Raw genomic sequence first — 25,954 nt, 5'->3', positions numbered from 1 at the left:
AGGGGCTCGCCCACCCGAAAGCAAAAAAAAAAAAAAGAAAGGGAACCGGAGAAAAAAACCCCCCCTCCTTTCCCGCCCCCGGGGGGGGGCCCCGCCCACCCCCCCCCCCCACCTGCTCAGCGGAGGTTCGCCCGACGACGGATCCGGAGGAGGGCACCGGCGAGCAGGAGCCCGAGGCCGGCGACCGTCAGCGGACCGGTCATCAGTGTGGGGCCGGAGGCGGCGAGTCCCTCGCCCTCGCCGGCGCTTCCGCCGGAGCCGCCCTCACCGCCGCCGCCACCGTTGCTCGGCGTCTCGACGGGGTCGTACGTGTTGGTCACGGTCACGACGACGGGCTCCGTCGCGGCCGCGTCGACCGTCACCGTCTCCGGTTCGATGGTCTGCGCCGCGAGAGTGACCGCATCGTTGGCGCCGTCCGCGGATTCGCTGACCGTACACGTCGCCCCGTCCGGCAGGCCGGTGAAGACCACCGGATCCGCGCTCGTGGCCCCCGCGGGAATCGTGGCGGAGACGACGACGCCTTCAGCCGGGGCGGGAGTGCAGGCGAGGTCGATGGTGATGGCGTCCTGCAGCCCCGCGCCGTCTCCGGTGATGATCTTCTGCACGCTGACCTCCCCGGACGCATACGGGGTCGCGCGGACGCCGGTGCGGAGCGGGAGCGTAGTCGTCTGCGCCAGGACGAGCTTCTGCGCCGCGGGCCTGTCCGACGACTCCGTGTCGTAGAGATAGACCGTGCCCTGGGTGAGCGAGGCCTGGGCCGTGATCCGGAATCCGTTCACCGGCGCAGCCGGCCCGGTCCACCGCGCCCAGAGCTGCGTGCCGGCAGCGACCGCGGTACCGACGGGAACGGGCTGGGTTCCCGCCTGGTCCAGGAAGACCTCCACGCCCACGGCCGCGTCGAGCGTGCCGCTGGTGGTGCCGGAGACCGTGAAGGGTCCCACGATCGATCCGTCCTCCGGCACCGTGGTGGTGTCGGGGTCGATCGCGAGCGTCGGCAGAGCCGGCTCCGGGAGGCCGCCGCTGTCGAGGGCGGCCTGCACGACGGCGGCCGTCGCATTCCGGATGGTCGCGTTGGTCCCCGTCGCCAGCACGAAACCGTCGCTGAAGTACCAGATCGCGCTCTGCACCGCGGCGACCTGCTGCGAGAGCGGGAGACCGGAGAGCGGGTTCGCGGTGTTGAAGGGGAAGTAGTTGTTCAGGATGTAGTTGATGTAGTCGAGGTTGGGCACGTTCGACGCGTCCCACTCCCCGATGTTGTAGCCGGCGCCGATGCCGGTCTCCGTGCTGAAGTCGATGCAGTAGGCCGACGCGGTCGCTCCGGAGACGGGGTCGGCGATGGTGATGAGCTGCGGACTCACGGCCTCCACCGAGGCGCCGGTCGCCGGGTACGCGCCGGGAGTCGGCGCCAGGGTCGTGAGCTCACCCGTCACGTTCGTCGGGTACTGCGAGCCGGTGATGGTGACCTGCGTGAAGAAGCCCGCCCGCGGCAGAACGGGGTCGGGATCCCACAGCGCGGACGCCGGCGTCGCGCCGAAGAGCACCATCGCCGCCGCGATGGCCGTCGCCAGAAGTGCCCCTGCTGTCCGCGAGCGTGCGCGCGTGGTCTCCGTGTGCATGGTGTCCCTCGATCTCGCCGATGATCCGAGTGACGGGTTCTCCGACTGCGACAGCCCGCCGTTGGTCACCGACGATAAGCCTGAGGGCCGCACGATCACAGGGGCGGGGATGATGATCACCCGGGTGAGTCGAACGGCGTCGGTACGGCGGCAGATCGCTCTCGCAGCGGAGCGCCCGCCGGGGGAGGGAGGTGAGTGGCAGGCGCTCCGTCGGCCGCAGCGTGACCGTCGAGGCCCCCCAAGCCGGCCCGTGCAGCACGTTCAGGATGAACCATGCGCACGGTCCGCGCAACGGCTGTGTCCGTCAGTGTCCGTGCGCGAGTTGCTGCACCAGCACGACGACGCCGCCGAGCCCGACGAGGATGCCCAGTGCGATGAGCTGCTGCCACCACCTCACCCCGGTACGGCGGACGGCGACGTACCCGATGAGCCCGAGGATCGCGACGTAGACGATCGACGCGATCGTGAGAGCCGTCCGCAGCTCGATCCACCCCAGCACGGCCGCGAGGAGGACGAGCAGCGGCACCGCCGCCGATCCGAGCGCCGTGCCGGTGAGCCCCAGGACCTCGCGCAGGTCTGCTCCTCGCGGGAAGCTGCCATGCGTCGCGAGGTGCGCGACCAGATCGGCGGCGAAGCCCGCGAGAGCGATCGCGACGATGCCGATGAGCAGGGTCACGGTGGCCTGCAGGGCGCTGGTGTGCTGGACGTTGGAGTTCTGCACGAGCACGATGGCGAGGCCCGTGAAGGTCGCGTACACGCGCTCCTTGATCGCGGCGCGGTCGTGCTCGGGCCGGGTGGCATCGGAGTCCGGCGTGCTCATGGGCGGGATGCTATCAAGACCCGCCCGCCGACCGCCGGCCTCGCGGGACCGGAGCGGACCATCCGGGTGCAGATCCCACGCATCGAGGATCTCCTCGACGCGCATGCAGCGACCGCTCGTGCGCCACGTCAGTCCAGGCGCGCGGACAGCTCCGCCGTGATCCGCTCGACCTGGGTCCGCGCCTCAGCCAGTCGTCCGACCTCCTCGTCGAGCCCTGCCCGGATCGCGACCGACGCCCCGTGCACGCGGGCGATCCGCAGGTTGGCCCGAAGGTTCAGGGACGCCCCCGCCAGCCCTGCTTCCAGAGCCTCCGTGGCGACGGCGAGATCAACGGCGAGGTGCGGGTTGCCGTCCGCGGCGAGCGCACGAGCCTCCGCGACGAGGCTGATGCCGATGCGCCCGAGCTGCGCCACCGACCGCGCCGCCTCGACAGCCGCCTCCCGCACCCGCTGCTCCCGCGCGGGATCGTCCGACGCCAGCCCGAGCGCCGCGCCGAAGCGGGCCGACACGATCCCGTCCGTTTCGACGGCCTCCAGGAGCTCGGCGCGCACCGCGTCGAGCCGGCCCGTGCCCTCGACCACCGCGGGGTCGTCCGGGGTGTACCCGGCGACCATGCCCATCAGCGCGGCAGCGAGGCCCAGCATCACCCCGGATGCTGCGCCCCCTCCCGGCGAGCCGGTGGGCCGACTGAGGGCGTCGAGCCACGCGTCCATCGGGCGAGACGTCGGCACCTCTGCGGAATCCGTCATGCGCACCAGGCTATCCGCGAAGGCCCGACCGGCTCGCTCCTAGAAGGTGTTCGCGCTCTTCGCGAGGAGGCCGCCATCGCACACGAGGTGACTGCCGGTGACGTACGCGCTCTCCGGGCCGAGAAGCCACAGGACGGCGTCGGCGATCTCCTCCGGACGCGCCATCCGGCCGAGCGGGATCTGCTGACGTGCCGCCTCCCCGAGCTCGGTGCGGCGGGCGGCCAACGCCTCCCCCTCCAGGCCGAAGTAGAGGATGTCGGTGTCGGTGGCGCCCGGGACGACGGCGTTGACCCGCACCCCGTCCGGGGCGGCGTCCAACGCGGCGGCCCGCACGAACGCGGAGATGCCGCCCTTCGATGCCCCGTAGGCGGTGTTCGCTCCCCCGGCGAAGCCCACGAAGGCGGACGGCGACGAGACGCACACCAGTGATCCGCCCGTGCCCACGGCTCGCCAGCGCTGCAAGGCCGCCCGTGCCGTGAGGAAGGTCCCACGAAGGTTGACCGCCATCACGCGGTCCCACGACTCGACGCTCGCCGACGTCAGCGTCTCGCTCACCTCGATGCCCGCGTTCGCGACGACCCCGGAGATCGCTGGCAGGCGCTCGGCGACGGTCGTGAAGGCCGCGTCGACCTCGCTCTCGACGCTCACGTCACAGCGGAGCGGAAGGGCGGACGACGCCCCCGCGGCGAGCGCCGCCGCCGCAGTGTCCGCAAGCGCGCGCTCATCGATGTCGAGGAGGGCGATGTCCTGGCCCCGCGCGGCGGCGCGGAGCACGATGCCGCGGCCGATCCCGGCGGCGGCACCGGTGACGACGACCGTGCTCACCGGTCGGCCTCCGGAGCGGTGGCCGCGGAGAAGTGGGTGCGGATGTGCTCCGTGATGACGTCCAGGCCGTGATCGCGGTCGCCGCTCTGCAGCGCGCCGATCAGCTCGCGATGCTGGTCCGCGACGGCATGCGAGTCGGCGTAGTAGTTCGCGTCGCGACGGAAGTAGGCGCGGACCCGCGGCTGGATGGTGCGCCAGATCTGCAGGCAGTGCTGCTGCCCCGAGAGGAGCACGATGGCCTCGTGGAAGCGGATGTCGTCGTCCGCGAGCCGGGCGAGGTCGCCCGCGGATGCCGCCTCGTCCATGCTGTCGATGATCGCGGTCAGGGCGGCGACGTCCTCATCCGTGACGACGGCCATCGCCTTCTCGAACGCGAAGCGCTCGAGCGCGATGCGGATGGGCACGAGCACGTTCTCGATCTCCTCCTGGGAGACGCCGAGCACCTCGGTGCCGCGGTACGGGTAGGAGACGACGAGGCCTTCCTGCTCAAGCTGGCGCAGGGCTTCCCGCACCGGCGCCCTGCTGGTCCCCAGCTGGGCGGCCAGTTCGAGCTCGGTCAGCTTCTGACCCGGCTCCAGGTCGCCGGTGGTGATGGCCTCGCGGAGGATCTCGGCGACGCGCTCGCGGCGCGACGCCGCAGGGACCGCGGGGAGGGAGGAGAGAGCGCTCATCATGTCATCGTACCGATGCGTGGGAGATTGTCGACAAAGTCCATTCACAGCGGACCACCGCGTGGAACACGTCGCCCGCCTCCAGGCGCTGCACCGTCCCGGCGGCGAGCGCATCGCCCACCCCCAGTCCCGCCGCCGTGGACGGCTCCCACGCGATCGTGTCCGCGCGGGGAAGGTCGGCGGCGGCGTGGTTGGACCACAGCAGCCAGTGCGGCAGCGTCCCGGCGACGTCTCGCAGCGTGACCGAGCCGGCGGGCCCGAGGAGCGCGCCGGTCGCATGCGCCCCGTGACGGGCGATATGACCCGCCCCGCCGTCCGCGTGCGCCGGCACGGCGACGACCGGCTCTCCGGCGAACAGCACGCGCCCCGGAGCGAAGAACGCGCGAGAGAAGCAGGGGTGCTCGCCCCACGTGAACGACCGGACCCCCGAACCCGTGTTCCGCACGACGGTCGAGACCGTGAGGGCGCCGTCCTCGAGAGCGATCGTGCGGGTCAGCTCCGCCACCCCGCCGTCGAGGAAGGGCCCGTCGGCGACGCACACCACGCGGTCGTCGGCGTGCGCGACCATCGTCCACGGCACCCGGGGCGCCCATCCGTGCTGCGCCGTGGACGGGGTCGGCAGTCCCGCGCCGGGGAACATGGGGAACCATCCGCCGACCAGCACCTCCTCGTCGAACTCCTGCGCCGACTCCTCCCCCGTCAGTTCCGAGGGCACGAGCAGGCGCGGGCGACGACCGTCCGACCACAGCACGTCCCCACCGCCCGGATCGAACTCATGGATCAGGCAGCCGTGCGCGGGCACGACCGTCGCCCGCGCGCGCCCCGCCCGCAGAACGTGCACGGTCGCCGCGTCCGACGCGTGCTCCCCGGCACCCGGGCGCGACGTCGTCATCGCGACGGGCCCTCCGGCCCGCCGCGTCCCGCGCTCGCCCCCATCTCCTCGAGCGAGCGGCCGTTGGTCTCACGGACCCCGAAGTACACGAGCAGGAACGACAGCGCCGCCATCACCGCGTACAGGGCGTAGCTGCCGGGGAGCGACACGTCCCGCAGGCTGGGGAACGAGAAGTTGAGCGCCACGCCCGCGAGCCAGTTCGCCGCGGCGCACACGGACAGCGCGACGCCGCGGATCCGGTTGGGGAACATCTCCCCCAGCAGCACCCACACGACCGGACCCCACGACACCGCGAACGCGACCACGAACAGGTTCGCGCCGATCAGCGTCACCGGGCCCCACACGCCGTCCAGCTGGGGCGCCCCGTCCACGATGCGCGCCGTGGAGAAGCCGATGCTCACGATCACGAGGCTGACGAACATGCCCACCGAGCCGGTCAGCAGCAGCCTGCGACGCCCCACTCGGTCGATGAGGACGATCGCGACGACGGTGGCCGCCACGTTGATGAAGGAACTCAGCACCGACAGCCCGAATGCGGCGGACTCCTCGAAGCCGACCGACTCCCACAACGAGGTGGAGTAGTAGAAGATGACGTCGATGCCGACGAGCGCCTGCAGCGCGGCGACCCCGATGCCCACCCACACCACGGGGAGGAGCCCCCGACGCCGGTCCAGCAGGTCGCGGAAGCGCCCCGCGTCCTTGTGCTGCAGAGACTCCTCGATGCGGTCCGTGAGCAGTCGCGCCTCCGCCGGCGCGACGCGCTGCAGCCGGATCAGCACCCGACGCGCCGCCTCCACCCGGCCACGCGCCACGAGGAATCGCGGGGACTCCGGGACGACGAGCGCGAGCACCAGGTAGATCAGCGCCGGCACCACCCCCGCGATGAACATCCAGCGCCAGGCCGGCAGCCCGAGGAACAGCTCCGCATCCGCGCCGCCGAGCACCCACGCGATCCCGCTGTCCGAGAGCAGGGCGACGAAGATCCCCAGCACGATCGCCATTTGCTGCATCGAGGCGAGCCGTCCGCGGACGTGTGCCGGAGCGATCTCCGAGATGTAGAGGGGGCCGAGCACGGTCGCGAACCCGACCGCGATGCCGGTGACGAGCCGCCACACCGCGAGGTCGACCACGCCCTGCGCGAGACCGCACCCGATCGCGGCGACGAAGAAGACGACGCCGGCGGTGAGCATGGTGCGGGGCCGTCCGATGCGGTCCGCGATCCACCCGGCGCCGAGCGCCCCCACCGCCGCCCCGAGGAGCGTGACGGCGACCACGACGCCCAGACCGACGGCGTCCAGTCCGAGGTTGTTCTCGATGGCGGTGACCGCGCCGTTGATGACGGCCGTGTCGAAGCCGAAGAGGAAGCCGCCGACCGCAGCCGCGACCGCGAACCCGGTCACAGCGGGGGTGAGACGTCCGCTCTCCCCTGGCGGGGGCGTCGTGGCGGCGCTCCTGCGACGGCGGCGCTCGGGCGCGGCGCCGGCGACGGCGGATGAGTATTCAGAGGACATCGGCTCTCTCCAGTCGGATTCCGGGTCGGTGCACGGTGCGCGCTCCCGACGAGACCACCGCGGTGCCGTTCACCCAGACGTGACGGGCGGCGGTGGCGTAGGTCTCGGGCAGGACGAAGGTGTCCGTCGCCCGCAGCAGTTCGGGGTCCCACAGGACCAGGTCGGCGAAGGCCCCGTCGGCGACGACGCCCCGATCGCGGAGGCGGAAGTGCCGCGCGACCGCGCCGGTCATCTTGTGGACGGCCGCCTCCAGGGGGAGAGTCCTCGCGCGCAGGGCATGGTGGCTCAGGAAGTGCTGGGAGCCGTGGAAGAACAGGGGATGCGGGGTCCGGGCGCCGAGGACGCCGTCCCGACGGGACGTGAAGCCGTCCACGCCGAGGAGGAAGCGCTCATGGCGCACCGCCTCGGCGACGTGGTCGGGATGGAACAGCGCTCCCATGAACTGCACGGCTCCGAGGTCGCCACCCGACGCCGCCATGATGTCGAAGTAGGCGTCCCATTCGTCCGTCCCGTTCGCCGCCGCGATCTCCGGAAGGATCAGCCCCTCCCAGTCGGGGGTGGCCGGGCTCACCGCCAGCCGGACCCGTTCCCACTGGCCCCTGTGCACGAAGCGCCAGTACCGGTCGGCGTCCGCACGCACCCGCGCACGCACCGCCGGGTCGCGGAGGGCGTCGGCCGCGGCCTCCTCCCCCGCCGAGAGCAGCCAGTCGGGCAGCAGTCCCGCGGCGAGTCCGATGCCGTCGGGATAGGGGGTCATGTCCGCGAGGACGTCGACCCCGGACCGACGCTCGCTCTCCAGCCGTGCCACCGCTTCCTCCCACGCCCCCTCGTGCGCGCCGGTGTCGTGTCGCACGTTCAGATGCGACAGCTGCGCGCGTAGCTCCCCGGCGTGGACGACGCGGAAGAACTCCGCCACGGCCTCCGCGAGCGCCGTGTCCCGGTTGCGGATGTGGCTGGCGTACATGGCGTCATGACGTCCCGCGACACGGGCGAGCGCCTCCAGCTCCGGTGTCGAGGCGTTGCGCCCCGCCCCGTATTCCAGACCGGAGCTGAAACCGAGCGCGCCGGCGTCGAGCGCCTCGTGGAGATGCCGCTCCATGGTGCGCACGAGGTCGCCCTCCGTCCGCTCGGCGGCGCGACGGAGACCCGTGTGCCCGACGAACCAGGCGAGGTTCTGCGCCGTGCCGCCGTCGTGCACGACGGTGAGGAGGTCGGCGAACGACCGCCAGCGCACCTCGCCGTCGTAGCCGAAGGCCGCGAGCGCTCGGCGGGCGGTCTCCTCGTCGCCGTCGGCGATCGGCGCGTACGTGACGCCGCAGTTGCCCACGACCTCGGTCGTCACCCCCTGGTGCACCGTGCTCAGCGCATCGCGGTTGCCCAGGATCGACCAGTCGCTGTGGCTGTGCGGATCGATGAGCCCCGGGGTGAGGAGGAGGCCGCCCGCGTCGAGCTCCGCGGCCGCGGCGATGCCGGCATCGGGCGCGACGACCGCGATGCGATCGCCGACGATCCCGACGTCGGCCGGGAACGGCTCCGCCCCGGTGCCGTCGATGACGGTCGCTCCGCGGATGAGGAGGTCGATCACGACGTCAGAGCACCTTCCCGAGGAACGCCCGCGCCCGTTCGGTCTGCGCGTGGGACAGCAGCTGCTGCGGGGTGCCGCTCTCGACGATGCGCCCGTCGTCCATGTAGATGACGCGGTCGGCGACCTCGCGGGCGAAGCCGATCTCGTGCGTGACGACGACCATCGTCATGCCCTCCTGCGCGAGCCCCTTCATCACGGAGAGGACCTCGCCGACGATCTCGGGGTCCAGCGCCGAGGTGGGCTCGTCGAAGAGCATCACGCGCGGCTGCATCGCGAGGGCGCGGGCGATCGCGACGCGCTGGGCCTGTCCGCCGGACAGGTTGCCGGGGTAGGCGTCGGCCTTGGCGGCCAGGCCGACCTTCGCCAGCAGGGCGTCGGCCCGCGCGGCGGCCTCCGACGCCCCGATGCCGAGCACCTTGCGCGGGGCGAGCGTGACGTTCTCCCGCGCCGTGAGGTGCGGGAAGAGGTTGAACTGCTGGAACACCATGCCGACGTCGCGGCGGACGGCGGCGAGGTCGGCCCGGCGCTCCTTCGCGGTGAGCAGGTGCCCGTTCACTTCGACGCTGCCGTGGCTGGGCGTCTCCAGTCCGTTCATGCAGCGCAGCAGGGTGCTCTTGCCGGAGCCGGACGCCCCGATGATGCAGACGACCTCGCCTTCGGCGACGTCGCACGTGATCCCGTGCAGCACCTCCGTGGCGCCGAAGCTGAGCCGCAGGTCGGTGACAGTGATCATTTCGAGTCTCCTCGGGAGGGGGTGAGCGCGTCCTCCACCCGGGGCGGGCGCGCGTGGATGGTGAGTCGGCGTTCATAGCGGCGGCCGGCGACGGAGAGGGCGAAGCAGATGACGAAGTAGACCGCCCCCACCACGAGGTAGGCGAGGATGGGCTGACCGGTCTGCGAGGCGACGATGTTGCCCGCCCGGGTGAGCTCGATCAGGCCGATGACGGCCACCAGCGAACTGTCCTTGATGAGCACGACGAGGAAGCCGATGCCCGGCGGCACCATGATGCGCGCTGCCTGCGGCATCACCACGAACCGGAGCTGCTTCGGCCAGGAGAGGCCCAGCGCCTGCGCCGCTTCGAACTGACCGCGCGGGAGGGCCTGGATGCTGCCGCGGACGATCTCGCTGATGTACGCCGAGGCGAAGATCGTGAGGGCGATCACGGCCGCCCAGTAGTCCGGCACGTTGCTGCCGGGCGACATCAGGGGCAGGGCGAAGTAGACGAAGAAGATGATGAGCAGCACGGGGACCCCGCGGATCGCCCCCACCCAGATCGCACTGATCCAGCGCAGCGGGGCGAACGGACTCGCCGCGAGGATGCCGGAGACGATGCCGACCACCCCGCCGAGAACCACCGCCAGAAGGCAGATCTGCAGCGTCACGAACGCGCCCTGGAGGATGAGGAGGAGATCGGGCAGATCGAACGACGTGAACATCAGGCCACCTTCCAGCGGATGCCGCGCGTCTCCAGGAGACGCGACGCCCCCGCGATGAGGAACGCGACGAGGAAATAGAGCAGCCCGCCGACGACGAACGTCTCGATCGTGCGGAAGGTGCTCGTCGTGATGCCCATCATCACGTGCATGAGCTCGGGCACCGCGACGATGGAGGCGATGGAGGACGCGAGGAACAGCAGGATCACCTGGTTCGTCAGCGACGGCAAGACGTTGCGCAGGGCCGGCACGAGACGCACATGGAGGAACGTCGTCCGTCGCGAGAGACCCAGGGCGTCCGCCGCCTCGATCTGCCCCTGCGGGATCGCCTCGAAACCGGCGCGGTAGATCTCCGCGAGGTACGCGGAGTTGTTGACGCTGAGGGCGAGGATGCCCGCGGTGATCGGATCGAAGTTGACGCCGACCGACGGCAGGGCGAAGTAGATCAGGTACAGCTGCAGCAGCAGCGGGGTGTTCCGGATCACCTCGACGTACGCGGCGCCGATCGCGCGGAGCACGGGGAGACGGGAGGCGCGCAGCAGGTACACGCCGACGCCCAGCGGCGACCCGATGAGCACGGCCGCGAGGGTGATGAGGATGCTGATGCCGAGGCCGGCGAGCAGCTCGGGCGCATGGGGGATGAGGTCCCCGAAGAAGAGTTGCATGAGTTGTCCGTTCCGGCTGCCCCGCCCGGGGCGGGGCAGCCGAGGAGGTCGCTACTTGATGAGCTCGGGGACGTCGGTGCCGAGCCACTCGTTGTACGAGTCGTTCGCCGCGTCGCTGATGTTGTAGTTCCGGATGAAGTTGTCGACGTAGTTCAGCCACAGCTGGTCGCCCTGCTTCAGCCCCATCGAGACCACGGACGGGCTCAGCTGCGGGGCGTCGACGACGACGAACTCGTCGCCGGAGTCGGCCAGGATGCCCTGGACGACGGAGTTGCTCTCCATCAGGGCGTCGACCTTGCCGCTGCGCAGGGCCTGGATGGAGTCGGCCACCGCCTCGAACAGGCTCGCGTCGGCCTCCGGGAAGCGCTTCTCGAGGATGGTGGCGGGTACGCTGCCGCGGGTGGCGGCCACGCTGCGGCCCGCGAGGTCGTCGTACGAGGTGATGTCGCTCCCCGCCGGGACCAGGACGACCTGGCCCTCCGCCGCGTAGGGACGGGACATGGCCACCTTCTGCGCACGCTCGTCGAGGTTGGTGAGGGCGGCGATGACGATGTCGACCTTGCCGGTCTCCAGCAGCGGGATGCGGTTCGCGTTCGTGGTGGACACGTACTCGATCTCCGCCCCCAGGGAGGCGGCGAGCGCCTGCGCGGCGTCGATGTCGAAGCCCTCGTACTCCCCCGAGCTCTTCATGACCCCGTAGGGCGGGGCGTCCGCGAACACACCGACGACGAGCGTCTTCTTCTCGAGGACTTTCGTGAGGGTGCTCTCCTGGCCGCCTGCTCCCGCGCCGCCGCTCGAGGTGCACGCGGTGAGGGCGAGGGCGGTCGTCGCGGCCACGGCGAGGCCGGTGAGGATACGCGTCAACTTCATTGTGATGCCTTTCGGGTTCGGGCCTTCGCGCTGCCGTCGTGCACAACGCTGTGGTCTCTCGTCGCACCGCTGACGGGTGCAGGAACAGACATTACCCACAGATTGCCCAGTTGTCGACAATCGACTATCTTCGGTTTCGGAAGGGGCTCCCTTTCCCTCATCACGGTTGGAAGGTCTTCATGCGCATCACCCGAATCGACACGTGCGGACTGCGAGGTGCGACACCCGAGGGCGGATGGTCGCACGAGCTGCAGCCCGACGACATCGTGCACACTCTCGTGGCGGTCCACACCGACGAGGGCATCGTCGGCGTCGGCAGCGCCTTCACCTCGGAGGCCCTGGTGCGCGGCGCCATCGACCTGCTCTCCCCGCACCTCATCGGCGAGAACCCCCAGGAAGTCGAGCGCCTGACCGAGACGCTGCACCAGACCGCCTTCTGGATGGGACGCGGCGGATCCCTCACCCACGCGACGAGCGCCATCGACATCGCCCTGTGGGACATCGCCGGCCAGGCGGCCTCCCAGCCCGTCGGACGACTCCTCGGCGGGCGCCACCGCGACCGCGTCCGCCCGTACGCGTCGGTCCTCATGGACGAGGCCGGCCCGATGACCGAGAATCTCGAGGCGCTCGTCGCGACCGGCTTCTCCGCCTTCAAGATCGGCTGGTGGAAGTTCGGCCGCGTGGACGCGGCGACCGACGAGGCCACCGTCGCCGCCGCACGGGCCGCGGTCGGCGATCGACTGCTGGCCGTCGACGCCGGCGGATCCGAGGCCTTCTTCCCGGGCGACAGGGCCTGGGCGAAGCGGACCGCCCGGATGCTCGCCGACTACGACGTCGCCTGGTTCGAAGAGGCGCTCGCCCCGGACGACATCGACGGCTTCGCGGAGCTCCGCGCGACGTCCCCCGTCCGCATCTCGGGCGGAGAGGTGCTCACCCGCCGCCAGAGCTTCCAGCCCTACCTCGACCGGCACGCGTTCGACATCGTGCAGCCTGACACGACGAAGGGCGGCGGACTGAGCGAGTCCCGCCGGATCGGGTGGGCGGCGCAGGACCGCGGCATCCGGCTCATCCCGCACGGCTGGAACACCGGCATCGGGCTCGCGGCCGACCTGCAGCTGGCCTCCGCCCTCTCCGCCACCGACCTCGTCGAGTACAAGACGGGCTCGGCCTACGTCGACGACCTCATCCACGGCGGCTGGACGCTGGACGCCGAGGGCCGCCTCGACATCCCCGCGACGCCCGGACTCGGGGTGACCCTCGACGAGGACACCCTCGGCCGCTACGGCACCCGCCCTGGATTCGCCACCGCGACCCCCTGACCGCCCCGCGCGACCGACCGCAGGAGACCATCATGCGCCCCACCCCGTCCGACACCCTCACCCGCACCGGCGTGCTGGCCGTGCTCCGCGCACCCGATGCGAGCCTGTACGAACCGGTGGTGCGGACCCTCGCCGAGAGCGGCGTCCGCTGCATCGAGCTGACCCTGACGACCCCGGGCACGATCGCCACCCTGCCCCGACTCATCGCAGCGGCGGGTGAGGCGGAGATCGGCGTGGGGACGGTCCGGGAGGAGCACGAGGCGCGTGCCGCGATCGACGCCGGCGCCCGTTTCCTCGTCTCGCCGGGGATCATGCCCGGCGTGGCGGAGGCGGCCGCCGCCGGGGAGGTGCCGGTCTACCCGGGCGCGATGACGCCGACCGAGGTGGACGCCGCGTGGCGACTCGGCGCGGCGGCGGTGAAGATCTTCCCGGCCGCGACCGTGGGCCCCGACTACATCGGGCAACTGCGCGGACCCTTCCCGGACGTGCGAACGCTGCCCTCGGGCGGCATCGCGCTGGACGAGATCCCCGCGTGGATCGCCGCCGGCTGCATCGCGGTGAGCCTGGGCGGCCCGCTCCTGGGGGATGCGTTCGCCGGCGGCAGTCTCGTCGCCCTTCGCGAGCGCGCCGAGCAGGCGCTCGCGGCCGTCGCCCGCGGACGCGGCGCGTGACCCTCCCACCGCTCCACGTCGTCACGGTCGGCGAGGCGATGGGTGTGGTCACGAACGACCGGCCCGGCCCCCTCGACTCCGCGCGGGCGCACACGTTGAGCTTCGGCGGCGCGGAGAGCAACGTCGCGATCGGGCTGGCGCGCCTGGGAGCACGCGCGAGCTGGGTCAGCCTCTTGGGCGACGATCCACTCGGCGATCTCATCGCGCGCGAGCTGCGGGCGGAGGGCGTGACGGTCCATGCTCCTCGCCGCAGCGACCGCCCGACGGGGATCATGCACAAGCATCGACGGACCACGGGGATGGCCACGGTGACCTTCTGGCGCGCGGGGAGCGCCGCCTCCGGGCTCGCACCGGCGGACGTCCCGGACGCGCTCCTGGCCACCGCGGACGTCGTCCACCTCACAGGGATCCTCGCCGGGCTCGGCCCCGACTCCTTCGCCTGCGCGAAGGACGCCGCGCGGCGGGCCCGGGCGGCCGGCGCCCGCGTCTCGTTCGATGTCAACCATCGCGCCGCGCTCTGGCGCGGCCGGGACGCGCGCGCCGCCTACCGTGACCTCGCCTCGGCCGCCGATGTGCTGTTCGCGGGCGAGGAGGAAGCCGCCATCCTGGTCGGCGCGGGGACGCCGGGTGAGCTCGCGGAGCGCCTGCGCACCCTCGGTCCGCGAGAGGTCGTCATCAAGCGCGGCGCGGCCGGGGCCTTCGCGGACGACGGCCGCGACCGCCTCGACCTGCCGGCCGTGGCAGTCGACGCCGTGGACACGGTGGGTGCCGGGGACGCCTTCGTGGCGGGGTACCTGAGCCTGCGGCCCGCGGAGGCGACTCTCGCGGAGCGGGTGCAGCGGGCGGTGGCCGCGGGGGCCTTCGCGTGCTTGTCGTCCGGCGACTGGGAGGGGGCGCCGACCGCGGCCGAGCTCGCGCGACTCGGCGAGGCGGAGGGTGTGCGGCGCTGAGCGGCGGCCGTCGCCTCTTTTCACTTTAGGCCTGATAAAGTGCTTTCATGATCGACAAGCAGTACACCGTGGAAGAGGCGGCTCAGCAGCTCGCCGACACCGAGCGGATCGGCCGCGAGGCCCGGCGCGCGACGCGCTGGTTCCGGATCTTCGTCATCGCGCAGGCGACCTACGCCCTGGCGTTCACCCTCTCGATCGACGTCGCCGATGTCCCGTACTGGAAGGCGTTCGCACCCTTCGCCCTCGTGACGATCTCGATCTGGATGATCGCGGTCCGCTACCGCCGCTCCGTCCCCCGGAACGGGTTCCGCAACATGGGGATCGCCCTGTGCACGTGGTTCGCGCTGTACACCCTTATGTTCGATCCGGCGCTCCAGCTGGTCGGGGCATCCTCCCCCTGGTGGTGGGTGCTCGCCGGCGTCGTGGCGGTCGCCCCGATCCTCGCCTGCGTGTTCGCGAGCTCCCGTCGATGAGTCACCCCCGCCGGGAGATCGACGCCCTCATCCACTCCCCGGTGAGGTTCTCCCTGCTGGCCGCCCTGCGCAACCTGGAGGACGTCGACTTCCGATTCCTCGCCGACCTCCTCGAGGTCAGCGACTCCACGCTGTCGCAGGCGCTCACCGCGCTCGCCGACGCCGGCTTCGTCACCGTACGGAAAGAGGCCTCCGGTCGCCGCACACGCACCTGGGTCGGCATCACGGACGCCGGCCGCGCCGCCTTCGCCCGGCACCTCGCCACGCTTCAGGCGATCATCGACGCGGGGGCCACCACCGAGAGGACACCGGAATGAACGACGACACGGAGGTCGATGTGCGCCTCGCCCGTGGCGAGGATCTGGCGACCTGTGCGGAGACGCTCGCCGCCGCTTTCCGCGACTACCCCTGGACCCGGCACGTGATCCCCGAGGACGACTACGACGCGCGGCTCGCGGCCCTGCAGCGCCTGTACCTCGGGTACGCGCACGACCAGGGGATCGTCGCGGTCGCCGGTGAGGGCGCGGGCACCATCGCGCTTCTCCGCCCGGACGCCGCGGAACCGGAGGCCGCCTTCATCGCGCAGGTGGTCGCGCTGCACGGCGACCGCCTCGACCGCGTCGACCAGACCCCCTCCCCCGCAGGCGCGTGGCGGCTCGAGACCCTGGGCGTGCACCCTGGCCGACAGGGACGCGGGATCGCCTCGCACCTCCTCCGCTTCGCACTCGACGAGGTCGCTCGCCGTGGCGGCGGACCCGTGGTGCTGGACACCTCGGATGCGCGCAACGTGCGCCTCTACGAGCGTCACGGATTCCGGACGACTGCCCTCACCGATGCCGACGGTGCGCCGCCGGTCTGGCGCATGGCGGCGGTCGTCCCCACGGACGATGCGCGGGGAGAGTAGATGACCAGCGCGAGCCCGTCCGTCCCGTTCAGGCGGAGCTGCTCGCGGGTGAAGATCTGCTCGCCCCGTTCCGCGTGGGTGAGGCGGACGACGGCGCCGCGCTGCGCACGGACGTCGTGTCGCGCCCAGATCCGTCGGAACGTCGCGCTGGCCCCGGAGAGCTCCGCGGCCAGCGCGTGGAGCCGCGCGTCGTCCCCTGCGCCCATCGCGTACCGGAGGCCGGCAGTCATGCACGCGGCGACTCCCTCCCAATCCGGGTGCATGGCGCGCTCCTGAGGATCGAGGTACAGGTCGCGGAGCTGATTGCGGCCCGGCCGCAGGCGCGGGTTGAGATCGCGGGCCGCGGCATTCGCGGCGAGGACGGTGAGACCGGCGTCTTCGAGGAAGGCGGGCTGGTCCAGAGCCTCGATGAGGTCGAGCGCCGTCTGCGGCAGCACGTCGTCCGACGACGAGGCCCCCACGGCGGGCGGCTCTGCGGCGAGCGCTCTCAGGTGAGCGACGTGGTCGGCGTCCAGGCGCAGCGCCCGCGCCAGGGCGTGCTCCCGCGGGGTCGGGTGTGCCCCGAGCCCGGGAGTTCAGCCACATCCAGTTCCACGGCCGTGTTCCCGCGCGGACGCCGGAGGACTCCGTGCCGGTCCTGGTGAGGCTCGCGCGGCCGAGGGGAGCCGCTGATCGGACGGCTCTGGTCGTCTCGAGCGATCACGCCGACGCCGTCGCATTCGTCACGAAGCTCTACGACGAGCTCGGCTTCGACACCGTCGACGACAGCCCGCTCGCCGCGTCCTGGCGCAGCGCCCCCGGAACCCCGATGTGGGCGATGTCCGTCGACGGACAGAGCCGCGACCGGCTTCGGAGGAACCTGGAGCAGGCCCACCGCCCGCGATCCCGTCCGACGGCGTGACTCTCCCACCGGTTCCTCTCTCTACGATGGAGTCGTGCAGCTCGTGGACACCCTCTCCGTCGTCGGTGAGGTGCTGTCCTGGATCGGCCTCGGCGTCGGAATCCCGTTGCTCATCGTGGCCCTGCTGATCCGGCTCGTCGAGGGGCAGTGGGTCCCCGTCGAGATCGCCGTGATCGATCGGGACGGCCGCCCCACCGCTCGCTGGTTCGCCGGCGGCGACTTCCACGAGAGACCGCTGCGCCGCGGCGAGCCCGCGGCCACCACCGATGGATGGGTCGACGGGTTCCACAGCTCGAACGACCCGGCCCGCATCCGGATCGGTGAGCCGCCGCATCTGCGCCGGGTCCTGCGGACTGTCGGGGTGGTCTTCGCCGCGGTCGGTGCCGTCGGCCTGATCGTGTCGTTCCTCCCGCTCGTCCTCTGACTCGGCCCGCGGGACGTCACGCCCTCGACGGGCGCTCCGGGAGACCTCGGCCGAACGAGTCCAGCGCCGCGCGGTACGCGGCGGAGTCGCTCCGCACCTCATCGGTGACCAGGAGCGCTTGCGGTCCGATCTGCCGGACGTACGTCCCCCGGCAGGGCAGCGCCACCACCCTTCCGAGGCCGCGCCGCCAGGCATCGGCCAGGGTGGCGACGTCACGGCGTTCGGGGCTGTCCGCGATCGTCGTGAGGTGCGTCGCGAGATGTGCCTCGGAACCGCGCCGCTCCCACGCGCGGTACGCCGCATCATCGGACACCTCCACCCCGAACTCGTCCCGCGCTGTGGGCCCGACGAGCCGAGTGAGCACCGCCTCCCGCTCATCCGGACTCAGCGTCGTGGCGACGGCGCGGTCGAGCAGCGCCTGGTCTGGTTCGGTCGCGGCGTGCGCGACCGCGTCGCCCCAGATGCGGGGCCAGACCTCCGTCCAGCGCGCCCGGGTCTCCTCGTCCACGCGCCGCGCGGCCGCCGCCGGTCGATCGACCAGCGGCGGCGGGAGCGCGTCATCGGCGGGATCCAGCCCGTGCGCCTCGCGGATCCAGAGGAGCTCCAGCAGCGTGTGCGGACGGTCCTCGACGGTGAGGGTCATGTCGTGCGGCCACGGGTTCCCGGGCATCGGTCTCGTCGAGCGCATGCTCACGCGATCGCATCGTCGTCCCGCGGGCGCGGCACCGTGGCGCCGTGCGCGGGGATGAGCCCGAAGTCCGTCAGCAGCTCTCCCATCTGCGTGTTGTCGAGCTTGTCCAGGAGGCGACCCTGGAGGAAGTTCGGGCCGGGGATGTGGACGGCCTCGCCGTCGCGCAGCCGCGCGGTCGCCTTGAGGAGGTAGCGGATGTCGTAGGTCGAGTTGAAGACCTCCGGCACGCCGCGTTCCACGTCGAGCAGCTGATACGTGGCCTCCATCGCGGTGCGCACGGAGTACTCGGTGGTGAAGATCGTGTCGCGCGTCGTCTCGGCGAACTGTCCGAGGAAGGCGAAGTTGACGCTTCCCTCCGGGACCACCTGCGGACGGTCGCCGGCCCGGCGCGGCATGAAGAAGGAGGTCACGTACGGCATCATCACCGGGACCGTCTTGGCCGCCGACGCGGCGAGCTCGGCGATGTCCTCCACCGGCACACCGAGGTGGTAGAGCCACTCCTGCGCGATCTCCTCGCCCGTGCACTCCTGCATCGGCTTCTTGACGTAATCGCCGGGCGTCTCGACGAACAGCCCGTACACCCAGACCACGATCTCGTTCGGCTTCTGCGCCTTAAAGTGCGGCTGCCGGTTCACCGTCCAGCTCATCAGCCAGGCCGAGTCCTTGGCGGTGACGATCCCGCCCGTGACGACCTTGCCGCTGAACGGGTCGCGCTTGCAGATCTTCTCGATGTACTTCGGGATGCGCTCGTCGACGGTGGTGACGGTGGCGGACTCCCACTTCGTCTTGTCGATGTCGCTGCAGAACACCTCCGGTCGCCCGAACACCGGCGACTTCGCGGCGATCCGCTTCCAGAGGCCCCACGCCGGGGCCGGGCCGGTCTTCAGCTCCGGAGCGGTGTGCTGGTCGCCGTTGCCGGAGTTCTCCGTCAGCGAGCCGATCGTCGCCAGACACAGGTCGTCCGGACCGAGGTCGACGCCGCCGGGCTCGCCGTCGGCGATCCAGTCGATGCGCGTCGCCTGGATGCGACCGTCCTCGATGTCGAACTGGATGTCGGTCACGGTGTGATGGAACCGGAACTGCACGCCGTGGTCGTCGAGGAACTTCCGCATCGGCAGCACGAGCGACTCGTACTGGTTGTACTTCGTGAACTTCAACGCGGACAGGTCGGGCAACCCGCCGATGTGGTGCATGAAGCGGTGCAGATACAGCTTCATCTCCAGCGCCGAGTGCCACTCCTCGAACGCGAACATGGTCCGCCAGTACAGCCAGAAGTTGCTGCCGAGGAAGTCGTCGCCGAACACCTCGTCGATCCGCTTGCCCTCCATCTCCTCGCGGGTGGCGAGGATGACGGCGACGATCTCCTTCTGCGCCTTCTCCGAGAGGGTGAAGAGCTTGTCCGTATGCGCGTCCTGCCCCTGCTTCTCGGTCACCCGGCACAGGGAGACGTTGGGGTCGTCCTTGTTGAGCCAGTAGAACTCGTCGAGCACGCTGGCACCCTCGATCTCCAACGACGGGATGGAGCGGAACATGTCCCACAGGCACTCCATGTGATCTTCCAGCTCCCGGCCGCCGCGGATGACGAATCCCTTCTCGGGGTACTTGATCCCGTCCAGCGCGCCGCCGGGCAGCCCCAGCTCCTCGAGGATCGTGATCCGCTCCCCCGCGACCTGCCCGTCGCGGATCATGAAGATCGCGGCCGCCATCGCGGCGAGACCGCCGCCGACCAGCCAGACCGTCTTGTCGTCGGCCCCCTCCGGCTTCCGGGGTCGTGCGAATGCTTCGTAGTTCCCATTGCTGCGGTACATCTGTCCCACCCTCCGATTGGTCGACACCGATGCGCACAGTCCAGCCGAAACCGATGCGGAAAGGAAGGGCTTCCTCCGCGAGCGGCCGGGGCTCGCCCTCGCCGAGTCGCGTGATCGCTAGGATCGCGGGGTGACTCAGATCCCTCCGTTGCCCCGTCGCCGAGCCTTCGGATGCGGAGTCGCCTCCGCCGCCGTGGCGGTCGTCGGGATCCTGCCGACCGCGATCGTCTTCGTCCTGGCGGGGACGGCGGACCCGAACTACGGATGGCTGGTGTTCCTCACGCTGCCGCTCGCGGTCCTCTTCGGTGGCATCGCCCTCGTCCTCGGCGTGATCGGGCTCGTCTTCGCCCGCGCCGACGGCGGAGGGTATGCGTGGCCGGTCGCCGGAGCCGTGCTCGGCGTCCTGGCGATCCTTCCCGCCGCCGCGTTCCTGTGGGGCGGCTGATCTCGTGCGCCAGAATCCGCCCGCCAACAGGCTGATGCTCGCGATAGCTGCCGCAGTGGCGGCATTCTTCGTCTGGGGCGCACTCGTGCGCCCCCTGTTGGACGGCGAACCGCCTGTCGCGACCTCGCTCGTGTTCGTCGCTGGCGTGGCACTCGCCGGCCTGATCATCTGGATCGTGCTCGGACGCATCCGACGACTGCAGCGCGCCCAGCGGCGAGCGCTGCGGGAGCGTGAGCCGCAGGCACGGATCTTCGGCTCCTACGCCCTCAACGGCGTGGCCGCGTACCTCTCGCGCACGATCCCCCTTCTCGGACTCGGCGCCGCACCGCGCGGCCTGCTCACGGCGAGCCCCACCGGGGTCATCGAGCCCTCGGGCTTTCGGCTGGTCCGCGGCGGAGCGCGTCTCCTCACGGCCTACAGCGTTCCTCGGGACCGGATCCAGGGCGTGACGAGGGGCGGCATCCAGGAGGGCGCCTTCCTCTATCCGACCCTGGTGATCGTGGTCTCGCAGGAAGCGGGACAGGTCGCGATCCCGGTCCCGGTGACTAGGGACGACGCGCCGCTTCGCCGGGAGTCGCCGGATGGCATGGATCGCCTCATCTCCGATGCGGCACGGATCTGGGGCGTCCCGGTACTCGGCGATTGATCGACGCGAGTCGGCGGTCTACCGACTCCCCGTCACTCCACGGCTCGCGATCACGGGCCGGAACCAGAACGTCAGAGCCTGGCGGTCAGGTCGGCCGGGGTCGGACGCCCCCAGGCACGACCATCCCCGTCACGATCATCGAAACCGGTGCACTGTCTGCTTGCGACTCTGCCTTCGTGAGACGACCGCGCTACTTCGCGGAACGCGCAACATGCCCTTTGATGATGCCGATCACACTCGTCGCAACCGCCGCTGCGGCGAGGATGAGGACGACGGCGAAAGAGAAGGGGTTCACGGGAACGCCCTGATACTCGGCGAGGATGACCGCGCCCGCAGCACCGGCACCGGGTACCCAGAGCCACCGGCGGGTTCCGAACTGCCCATACAGCACCGCCCCCGTGATGAGACAGGCGAGGGCGAGGATCGTGGCACCACTGCAGGGGCCCCCATAGGTTCCCGGCCCACACATGTACTGAAAATCGGGTGATGTGCCGAAGCGGACCCCGACAACGATCAGGATCGCGCCCGCAGCCGCGCCCAGCAGATGAAGCACACGTCGGAGGAAGCCTCGCGGGGGGTTCTGCGATGAGCGACTCGTCGGCATCTTCATCCAGAACCTCTCTCTGATAGCCGAAGGTCCGCACCACCATGCGCCTGAGAACCTTCGGCACGGCCACTCTCCATCCTCCAATACCGCACGCCGACTCCCGTACATCCTCAGCGCTGGGGCGTCGTTGCGTATCCGATGCCGCGGGCGCGGAGACTCTCGCCGCGGTCGGCGCGGAGCGAAGGAGGCCGGCCTATGTCATGCTCGGTCTGCGGCGGATGGATCTTCCGGGTGCGATGGGTATGCTCACGCCATGGAACCCGCTCCGATAGCCGATCACGGTCCGCAGGAGAAGGGTGCGACCCGGCGCCGCAGGATCCGGGTCGGCCTGATCGTCGCCGCATCTCTCCTCATCGTGTTTTACCTCGCACGGCTGGGCTGGCTGTTCATGATGGCGGACGAGGGCGACACTCCTCCCCTGTCAGCCGTGCCCCTCCCTGCCGGCGCGCAGATGGTCGGCCAGAGCGAAAGCTGCGGAAGCGGTGGGTGCTCGGTGACGTTCACCGTTCGCCCGCCCGACGGTATGACCCCGGAACAACTCGCCGCGGAGATGGGGGCGACGCCGCAACTGTCGGTGCCTGGGAACCTGTGGGATCCGCGCACCGTGTGGGTGTCCGCGCGGCCGTCAGCGGGTGCCTTGAAGCTCGTCGCCGACTACACCTCGGGCGAGTACGTGCCGTAGGCCGACCGTTCCGTCTGAGCGCTGACAGCGGACGACCGGACCGCGATCGTCAGGCTACGGTGGACCACCCGACGGCGACTCCGGCCAGCCCGAGTGTCGGGTCGGCCGGAGTCGGACGCATTACTCTGCTTGCGTCCCACCGCGCAGGACTCAGAAGTCCCAGTCGTCGTCTTCCGTGGCCTCGGCCTTGCCGATGACGTAGGAGGAGCCCGAGCCGGAGAAGAAGTCGTGGTTCTCGTCCGCGTTCGGGGAGAGCGCCGACAGGATCGCCGGGTTCACGTTGGTGACACTGGAGGGGAACATCGCCTCGTAGCCCAGGTTCATCAGGGCCTTGTTGGCGTTGTAGTGCAGGAACTTCTTGACGTCCTCGGTCAGCCCGACGCCGTCGTAGAGGTCCTGCGTGTACTGCACCTCGTTGTCGTAGAGCTCGTAGAGCAGCGAGAACGTGTAGTCCTTGAGCTCGTCCTTGCGCGCCTGGTCGGCCGTCTCGAGTCCGCGCTGGAACTTGTAGCCGATGTAGTACCCGTGCACGGCCTCGTCGCGGATGATGAGGCGGATGAGGTCGGCCGTGTTCGTCAGCTTCGCCTTCGACGACCAGTAGATCGGCAGGTAGAAGCCCGAGTAGAACAGGAACGACTCCAGCAGCGTGGAGGCGACCTTGCGCTTGAGCGGGTCGTCTCCCTGGTAGTAGTCCATGATGATCTGCGCCTTCTTCTGAAGGTTCACATTCTCCGTGGACCAGCGGAACGCCTCGTCGATCTCCTTCGTCGACGCGAGCGTCGAGAAGATCGAGGAGTAGCTCTTCGCGTGCACCGACTCCATGAACGCGATGTTCGTGTAGACGGCCTCCTCGTGAGGCGTGATCGCGTCGGGGATCAGCGACACCGCGCCGACGGTGCCCTGGATCGTGTCGAGGAGCGTGAGCCCGGTGAACACCCGCATGGTGAGCAGCTGCTCGTCGGGGGTGAGCGTGTTCCACGACTGCACGTCGTTCGACAGCGGCACCTTCTCCGGCAGCCAGAAGTTGTTCACCAGACGGTTCCAGACCTCGAGGTCCTTGTCATCCTGGATGCGGTTCCAGTTGATCGCCTGCACGCTGGAGACCAGCTTGAGCGGGGAGTGAGGAGTCATTCTTATCCTAGTTCCTGGGTCACTGAGCCTGTCGAAGTGTCAGAGCATGCACGAGACGCACTCGGTCATGTCGGTGCCCTCGAGCGCCAGCTGACGCAGACGGATGTAGTAGATCGTCTTGATGCCCTTGCGCCATGCGTAGATCTGGGCCTTGTTGATGTCACGCGTGGTGGCGGTGTCCTTGAAGAACAGCGTCAGCGACAGGCCCTGGTCGACGTGCTGCGTGGCCGCGGCGTACGTGTCGATGACCTTCTCGTAGCCGATCTCGTACGCGTCCTGGTAGTACTCCAGGTTGTCGTTCGTCATGAACGCCGCCGGGTAGTAGACGCGACCGAGCTTGCCTTCCTTGCGGATCTCGATCTTCGAGGCGATCGGGTGGATCGAGGAGGTCGAGTTGTTGATGTAGGAGATCGAGCCCGTCGGCGGCACGGCCTGCAGGTTCTGGTTGTAGATGCCGTGCTCCTGGATCGACGCCTTGAGCTGGACCCAGTCCTCCTGCGTCGGGATGTGCTTGCCCGCGAAGAGCTCCTTGACCTTCTCGGTCTCCGGGACCCAGGCGCGGTCGATGTACTTGTCGAAGAACTCGCCGGACGCGTAGGTCGAGTCGGCGAATCCGTCGAACGCCGTGCCGCGCTCGATCGCGAGCTGGTTCGAGGCGCGCAGCGCGTGGAACAGCACGGTGTAGAAGTAGATGTTCGTGAAGTCGACACCCTCCTCCGAGCCGTAGAAGACGTGCTCGCGGGCGAGGTAGCCGTGCAGGTTCATCTGACCCAGGCCGATCGCGTGCGACCGGTCGTTGCCGTCCTCGATCGAGCGGACCGAGCGGATGTGGCTCTGGTCGCTGACCGCGGTGAGCGCGCGGATCGCGGTCTCGACCGTCTGGCCGAGGTCGTCGGCGTCCATCGACAGCGCGATGTTCATCGAGCCGAGGTTGCAGGAGATGTCCTTGCCGATCTCCTTGTACGACAGGTCGTCGTTGTAGGTGGTTGGCGTGTTCACCTGCAGGATCTCGCTGCAGAGGTTCGACATGTTGATGCGCCCCTTGATGGGGTTGGCCTTGTTGACCGTGTCCTCGAACATGACGTACGGGTAGCCGGACTCGAACTGGATCTCGGCGACGGTCTGGAAGAACTCGCGGGCGTTGATCTTGGTCTTCTTGATGCGCGGGTCGTCGACCATCTCGCGGTACTTCTCGGTGACCGAGATGTCGCCGAACGGGACGCCGTAGACCTTCTCCACGTCGTACGGCGAGAACAGGTACATGTCCTCGTCGTTCTTGGCGAGCTCGAACGTGATGTCCGGCACCACGACACCGAGCGACAGCGTCTTGATGCGGATCTTCTCGTCCGCGTTCTCGCGCTTCGTGTCGAGGAAGCGCATGATGTCGGGGTGGTGGGCGTTGAGGTACACCGCACCGGCACCCTGACGCGCGCCGAGCTGGTTGGCGTAGCTGAAGCTGTCTTCGAGGAGCTTCATGACGGGGATGATGCCCGAGGACTGGTTCTCGATCTGCTTGATCGGGGCGCCCGCCTCGCGGATGTTCGACAGCAGCAGGGCCACGCCGCCGCCGCGCTTCGAGAGCTGGAGTGCGGAGTTGATGCCGCGGGCGATCGACTCCATGTTGTCCTCGATGCGCAGCAGGAAGCAGCTGACGAGCTCGCCGCGCTGGGCCTTGCCCGCGTTGAGGAAGGTCGGGGTGGCCGGCTGGAAGCGACCGGAGATGATCTCCTCGACGAGGTTCACGGCGAGCTTCTCGTCGCCGTCCGCCAGGGCGAGCGCGGTCATCACGACGCGGTCCTCGAAGCGCTCGAGGTAGCGCTTGCCGTCGAACGTCTTCAGCGTGTAGCTCGTGTAGTACTTGAAGGCACCCAGGAACGTCTCGAAGCGGAACTTCTTCGAGTAGGCGAGGTCGTTGAGCTTCTGCACGAAGTCGAACGAGTACTTCTCGATGACGGCGCCCTCGTAGTACTCCTTCTCCACGAGGTAGTCCAGGCGCTCCTTGAGCGAGTGGAAGAACACCGTGTTCTGGTTCACGTGCTGCAGGAAGTACTCCCGCGCGGCGCGCTTGTCGGCGTCGAACTGGATCTTCCCGTTCGCGTCGTACAGGTTCAGCATCGCGTTGAGGGCGTGGTAGTCCAGACCCTCGTATGCGGGGTTCACCTTGAATGCCACTGTCTCGGTCACTGAAGATTCCACCGTCGTTCCAATCCGTCGCTCACGCGATCCACGTCGTCCTGTGTGCCGAAGATCTCGAGCCGATACAAGTGAGGCACGTGGCACTTGCGGCTGATGATGTCGCCGGCGAGGCAGAACGCGTCGCCGAAGTTGGTGTTGCCCGCGGAGATGACCCCGCGGATGTGACGCCGGTTGCGCTCGTCGTTGAGGAACCGGATCACCTGCTTGGGTACGGCCCCCTTCTCGACCCCGCGCCCGGCACCCCCGCCGTAGGTGGGGGTGACCAGCACGAAGGGCTCGTCGACGACGAGGTCCTCTTCGTTCCGGTGGAGGGGGATGCGTCGGGCGGGAAGCCCGAGCTTCTCGATGAAGCGCGCGGTGTTACCCGACACGCTCGAGAAGTAGACCAGGAGCGGCGCTGCGGTCGCGACGGCGCTCATAGCTCTCTCCTTGGGTTCCTGAGCCTGTCGAAGGGCCGGGTGGCGAGCC

General features: G+C 69.9%; 30 protein-coding genes. 11 read left to right on the top strand and 19 right to left on the bottom strand.

The window, feature by feature from the left end; genetic code table 11:
* Positions 1 to 116 precede the first annotated feature (116 nt).
* The 12 genes from ACFU8V_RS13480 to ACFU8V_RS13425 all read right to left on the bottom strand — a co-directional run bounded on the left by ACFU8V_RS13480 (position 117) and on the right by ACFU8V_RS13425 (position 11,638).
* Positions 117 to 1,616: a thioester domain-containing protein gene (locus tag ACFU8V_RS13480; RefSeq protein ID WP_378872026.1), complete on the bottom strand. Its 1,500-nt coding sequence runs from the start codon at positions 1,614 to 1,616 to the stop codon at positions 117 to 119.
* Between the two features lie 304 nt (positions 1,617 to 1,920).
* Complete coding sequence (locus ACFU8V_RS13475; RefSeq protein ID WP_315109210.1) at positions 1,921 to 2,436, bottom strand: hypothetical protein; 516 nt, start codon at positions 2,434 to 2,436, stop codon at positions 1,921 to 1,923.
* 128 nt (positions 2,437 to 2,564) lie between these two features.
* Positions 2,565 to 3,185: a cyclodeaminase/cyclohydrolase family protein gene (locus ACFU8V_RS13470; protein WP_378872022.1), complete on the bottom strand. Its 621-nt coding sequence runs from the start codon at positions 3,183 to 3,185 to the stop codon at positions 2,565 to 2,567.
* Between the two features lie 39 nt (positions 3,186 to 3,224).
* The gene (locus ACFU8V_RS13465) at positions 3,225 to 4,010 is read right to left on the bottom strand and encodes an SDR family NAD(P)-dependent oxidoreductase (protein ID WP_085605736.1); all 786 of its coding nucleotides are present in this window, start codon (positions 4,008 to 4,010) and stop codon (positions 3,225 to 3,227) included.
* Positions 4,007 to 4,681 carry a GntR family transcriptional regulator gene (locus ACFU8V_RS13460; protein ID WP_126893831.1) on the bottom strand — a complete coding sequence of 225 codons (675 nt, stop codon included), beginning with the start codon at positions 4,679 to 4,681 and terminating at the stop codon, positions 4,007 to 4,009. The genes ACFU8V_RS13465 and ACFU8V_RS13460 overlap by 4 nt, the downstream gene beginning before the upstream one ends.
* 4 nt (positions 4,682 to 4,685) lie before the next feature.
* Positions 4,686 to 5,573: a hypothetical protein gene (locus tag ACFU8V_RS13455; protein WP_378872017.1), complete on the bottom strand. Its 888-nt coding sequence runs from the start codon at positions 5,571 to 5,573 to the stop codon at positions 4,686 to 4,688.
* Entirely contained in the window at positions 5,570 to 7,084 is a 1,515-nt protein-coding gene (locus ACFU8V_RS13450) for a sugar porter family MFS transporter (protein ID WP_249521651.1), read from the bottom strand. The genes ACFU8V_RS13455 and ACFU8V_RS13450 overlap by 4 nt, the downstream gene beginning before the upstream one ends.
* A complete protein-coding gene (locus ACFU8V_RS13445) occupies positions 7,074 to 8,669 on the bottom strand; it encodes an amidohydrolase family protein (protein ID WP_085605730.1) in 1,596 nt (531 codons plus the stop codon). The genes ACFU8V_RS13450 and ACFU8V_RS13445 overlap by 11 nt, the downstream gene beginning before the upstream one ends.
* Positions 8,670 to 8,673: 4 nt before the next feature.
* Positions 8,674 to 9,402, bottom strand: a complete 729-nt coding sequence (locus ACFU8V_RS13440) for an amino acid ABC transporter ATP-binding protein (RefSeq protein ID WP_085605728.1) — start codon at positions 9,400 to 9,402, stop codon at positions 8,674 to 8,676.
* Positions 9,399 to 10,106 (bottom strand): amino acid ABC transporter permease, encoded by a 708-nt coding sequence (locus ACFU8V_RS13435; protein WP_303708751.1) that lies wholly within the window; start codon positions 10,104 to 10,106, stop codon positions 9,399 to 9,401. The genes ACFU8V_RS13440 and ACFU8V_RS13435 overlap by 4 nt, the downstream gene beginning before the upstream one ends.
* Positions 10,106 to 10,768 carry an amino acid ABC transporter permease gene (locus ACFU8V_RS13430; protein WP_126893827.1) on the bottom strand — a complete coding sequence of 221 codons (663 nt, stop codon included), beginning with the start codon at positions 10,766 to 10,768 and terminating at the stop codon, positions 10,106 to 10,108. The genes ACFU8V_RS13435 and ACFU8V_RS13430 overlap by 1 nt, the downstream gene beginning before the upstream one ends.
* 51 nt (positions 10,769 to 10,819) lie before the next feature.
* Positions 10,820 to 11,638, bottom strand: a complete 819-nt coding sequence (locus ACFU8V_RS13425; RefSeq protein ID WP_085605722.1) for a transporter substrate-binding domain-containing protein — start codon at positions 11,636 to 11,638, stop codon at positions 10,820 to 10,822.
* A gap of 179 nt (positions 11,639 to 11,817) precedes the next feature.
* Here ACFU8V_RS13425 and ACFU8V_RS13420 point away from each other — a divergent pair, with 179 nt between their 5' ends.
* The 6 genes from ACFU8V_RS13420 to ACFU8V_RS13395 are packed head-to-tail and all read left to right on the top strand — an operon-like array spanning position 11,818 to position 15,955.
* Positions 11,818 to 12,957 carry a mandelate racemase/muconate lactonizing enzyme family protein gene (locus tag ACFU8V_RS13420; protein WP_126893826.1) on the top strand — a complete coding sequence of 380 codons (1,140 nt, stop codon included), beginning with the start codon at positions 11,818 to 11,820 and terminating at the stop codon, positions 12,955 to 12,957.
* A gap of 32 nt (positions 12,958 to 12,989) precedes the next feature.
* Positions 12,990 to 13,628 (top strand): bifunctional 4-hydroxy-2-oxoglutarate aldolase/2-dehydro-3-deoxy-phosphogluconate aldolase, encoded by a 639-nt coding sequence (locus tag ACFU8V_RS13415; RefSeq protein ID WP_249521654.1) that lies wholly within the window; start codon positions 12,990 to 12,992, stop codon positions 13,626 to 13,628.
* Positions 13,625 to 14,578, top strand: a complete 954-nt coding sequence (locus ACFU8V_RS13410) for a sugar kinase (RefSeq protein ID WP_249521655.1) — start codon at positions 13,625 to 13,627, stop codon at positions 14,576 to 14,578. Before ACFU8V_RS13415 ends, ACFU8V_RS13410 begins: the two co-directional genes overlap by 4 nt.
* A 47-nt stretch (positions 14,579 to 14,625) precedes the next feature.
* A complete protein-coding gene (locus ACFU8V_RS13405) occupies positions 14,626 to 15,051 on the top strand; it encodes a hypothetical protein (protein ID WP_085605714.1) in 426 nt (141 codons plus the stop codon).
* Complete coding sequence (locus tag ACFU8V_RS13400) at positions 15,048 to 15,368, top strand: transcriptional regulator (protein WP_249521657.1); 321 nt, start codon at positions 15,048 to 15,050, stop codon at positions 15,366 to 15,368. Before ACFU8V_RS13405 ends, ACFU8V_RS13400 begins: the two co-directional genes overlap by 4 nt.
* A complete protein-coding gene (locus ACFU8V_RS13395; RefSeq protein WP_249521658.1) occupies positions 15,365 to 15,955 on the top strand; it encodes a GNAT family N-acetyltransferase in 591 nt (196 codons plus the stop codon). Before ACFU8V_RS13400 ends, ACFU8V_RS13395 begins: the two co-directional genes overlap by 4 nt.
* Here ACFU8V_RS13395 and ACFU8V_RS13390 read toward each other — a convergent pair.
* Positions 15,856 to 16,416: a hypothetical protein gene (locus ACFU8V_RS13390; protein ID WP_303708747.1), complete on the bottom strand. Its 561-nt coding sequence runs from the start codon at positions 16,414 to 16,416 to the stop codon at positions 15,856 to 15,858. The genes ACFU8V_RS13395 and ACFU8V_RS13390 overlap by 100 nt on opposite strands.
* A gap of 95 nt (positions 16,417 to 16,511) precedes the next feature.
* On the opposite strand from ACFU8V_RS13390, the gene ACFU8V_RS13385 reads away from it, so the two are divergent.
* Positions 16,512 to 16,856, top strand: coding sequence for a hypothetical protein (locus ACFU8V_RS13385; protein WP_249521659.1), 345 nt, complete (start codon positions 16,512 to 16,514; stop codon positions 16,854 to 16,856).
* Positions 16,857 to 16,890: 34 nt separating this feature from the next.
* Positions 16,891 to 17,280 (top strand): hypothetical protein, encoded by a 390-nt coding sequence (locus tag ACFU8V_RS13380; protein ID WP_126893822.1) that lies wholly within the window; start codon positions 16,891 to 16,893, stop codon positions 17,278 to 17,280.
* Positions 17,281 to 17,296: 16 nt separating this feature from the next.
* On the opposite strand, the gene ACFU8V_RS13375 is transcribed toward ACFU8V_RS13380, so the two are convergent.
* Both ACFU8V_RS13375 and ACFU8V_RS13370 read right to left on the bottom strand, forming a co-directional pair.
* A complete protein-coding gene (locus ACFU8V_RS13375; protein WP_249521660.1) occupies positions 17,297 to 17,950 on the bottom strand; it encodes a hypothetical protein in 654 nt (217 codons plus the stop codon).
* 20 nt (positions 17,951 to 17,970) lie between these two features.
* On the bottom strand, positions 17,971 to 19,779 hold the full coding sequence (locus tag ACFU8V_RS13370) for an oleate hydratase (protein ID WP_378872004.1): 1,809 nt from the start codon (positions 19,777 to 19,779) through the stop codon (positions 17,971 to 17,973).
* 130 nt (positions 19,780 to 19,909) lie between these two features.
* Here ACFU8V_RS13370 and ACFU8V_RS13365 point away from each other — a divergent pair, with 130 nt between their 5' ends.
* Positions 19,910 to 20,224: a hypothetical protein gene (locus ACFU8V_RS13365; protein ID WP_126893819.1), complete on the top strand. Its 315-nt coding sequence runs from the start codon at positions 19,910 to 19,912 to the stop codon at positions 20,222 to 20,224.
* A gap of 34 nt (positions 20,225 to 20,258) precedes the next feature.
* Positions 20,259 to 20,870, top strand: coding sequence for a hypothetical protein (locus tag ACFU8V_RS13360; protein ID WP_378872000.1), 612 nt, complete (start codon positions 20,259 to 20,261; stop codon positions 20,868 to 20,870).
* Between the two features lie 190 nt (positions 20,871 to 21,060).
* Here the strand turns inward: ACFU8V_RS13360 and ACFU8V_RS13355 are convergent, their stop codons facing one another.
* Positions 21,061 to 21,423 (bottom strand): hypothetical protein, encoded by a 363-nt coding sequence (locus ACFU8V_RS13355; RefSeq protein ID WP_378871997.1) that lies wholly within the window; start codon positions 21,421 to 21,423, stop codon positions 21,061 to 21,063.
* Positions 21,424 to 21,730: 307 nt separating this feature from the next.
* On the opposite strand from ACFU8V_RS13355, the gene ACFU8V_RS13350 reads away from it, so the two are divergent.
* A complete protein-coding gene (locus ACFU8V_RS13350) occupies positions 21,731 to 22,159 on the top strand; it encodes a hypothetical protein (protein WP_378871994.1) in 429 nt (142 codons plus the stop codon).
* A gap of 150 nt (positions 22,160 to 22,309) precedes the next feature.
* Here the strand turns inward: ACFU8V_RS13350 and nrdF are convergent, their stop codons facing one another.
* The 3 genes from nrdF to nrdI are packed head-to-tail and all read right to left on the bottom strand — an operon-like array spanning position 22,310 to position 25,905.
* Positions 22,310 to 23,290 (bottom strand): class 1b ribonucleoside-diphosphate reductase subunit beta, encoded by a 981-nt coding sequence (gene nrdF / locus ACFU8V_RS13345; RefSeq protein WP_025102609.1) that lies wholly within the window; start codon positions 23,288 to 23,290, stop codon positions 22,310 to 22,312.
* 39 nt (positions 23,291 to 23,329) lie between these two features.
* Positions 23,330 to 25,474: a class 1b ribonucleoside-diphosphate reductase subunit alpha gene (gene nrdE, locus ACFU8V_RS13340; RefSeq protein WP_029989124.1), complete on the bottom strand. Its 2,145-nt coding sequence runs from the start codon at positions 25,472 to 25,474 to the stop codon at positions 23,330 to 23,332.
* Positions 25,471 to 25,905, bottom strand: a complete 435-nt coding sequence (gene nrdI, locus ACFU8V_RS13335; RefSeq protein WP_060922465.1) for a class Ib ribonucleoside-diphosphate reductase assembly flavoprotein NrdI — start codon at positions 25,903 to 25,905, stop codon at positions 25,471 to 25,473. Before nrdI ends, nrdE begins: the two co-directional genes overlap by 4 nt.
* Positions 25,906 to 25,954 lie beyond the last annotated feature (49 nt).

This window comes from Microbacterium sp. NPDC057658, from assembly GCF_042799975.1.
Taxonomy (GTDB): domain Bacteria; phylum Actinomycetota; class Actinomycetes; order Actinomycetales; family Microbacteriaceae; genus Microbacterium.
The sequence above is the reverse complement of the archived record's forward strand: the minus strand, read 5'-3'. Positions and strand labels throughout refer to the sequence as shown.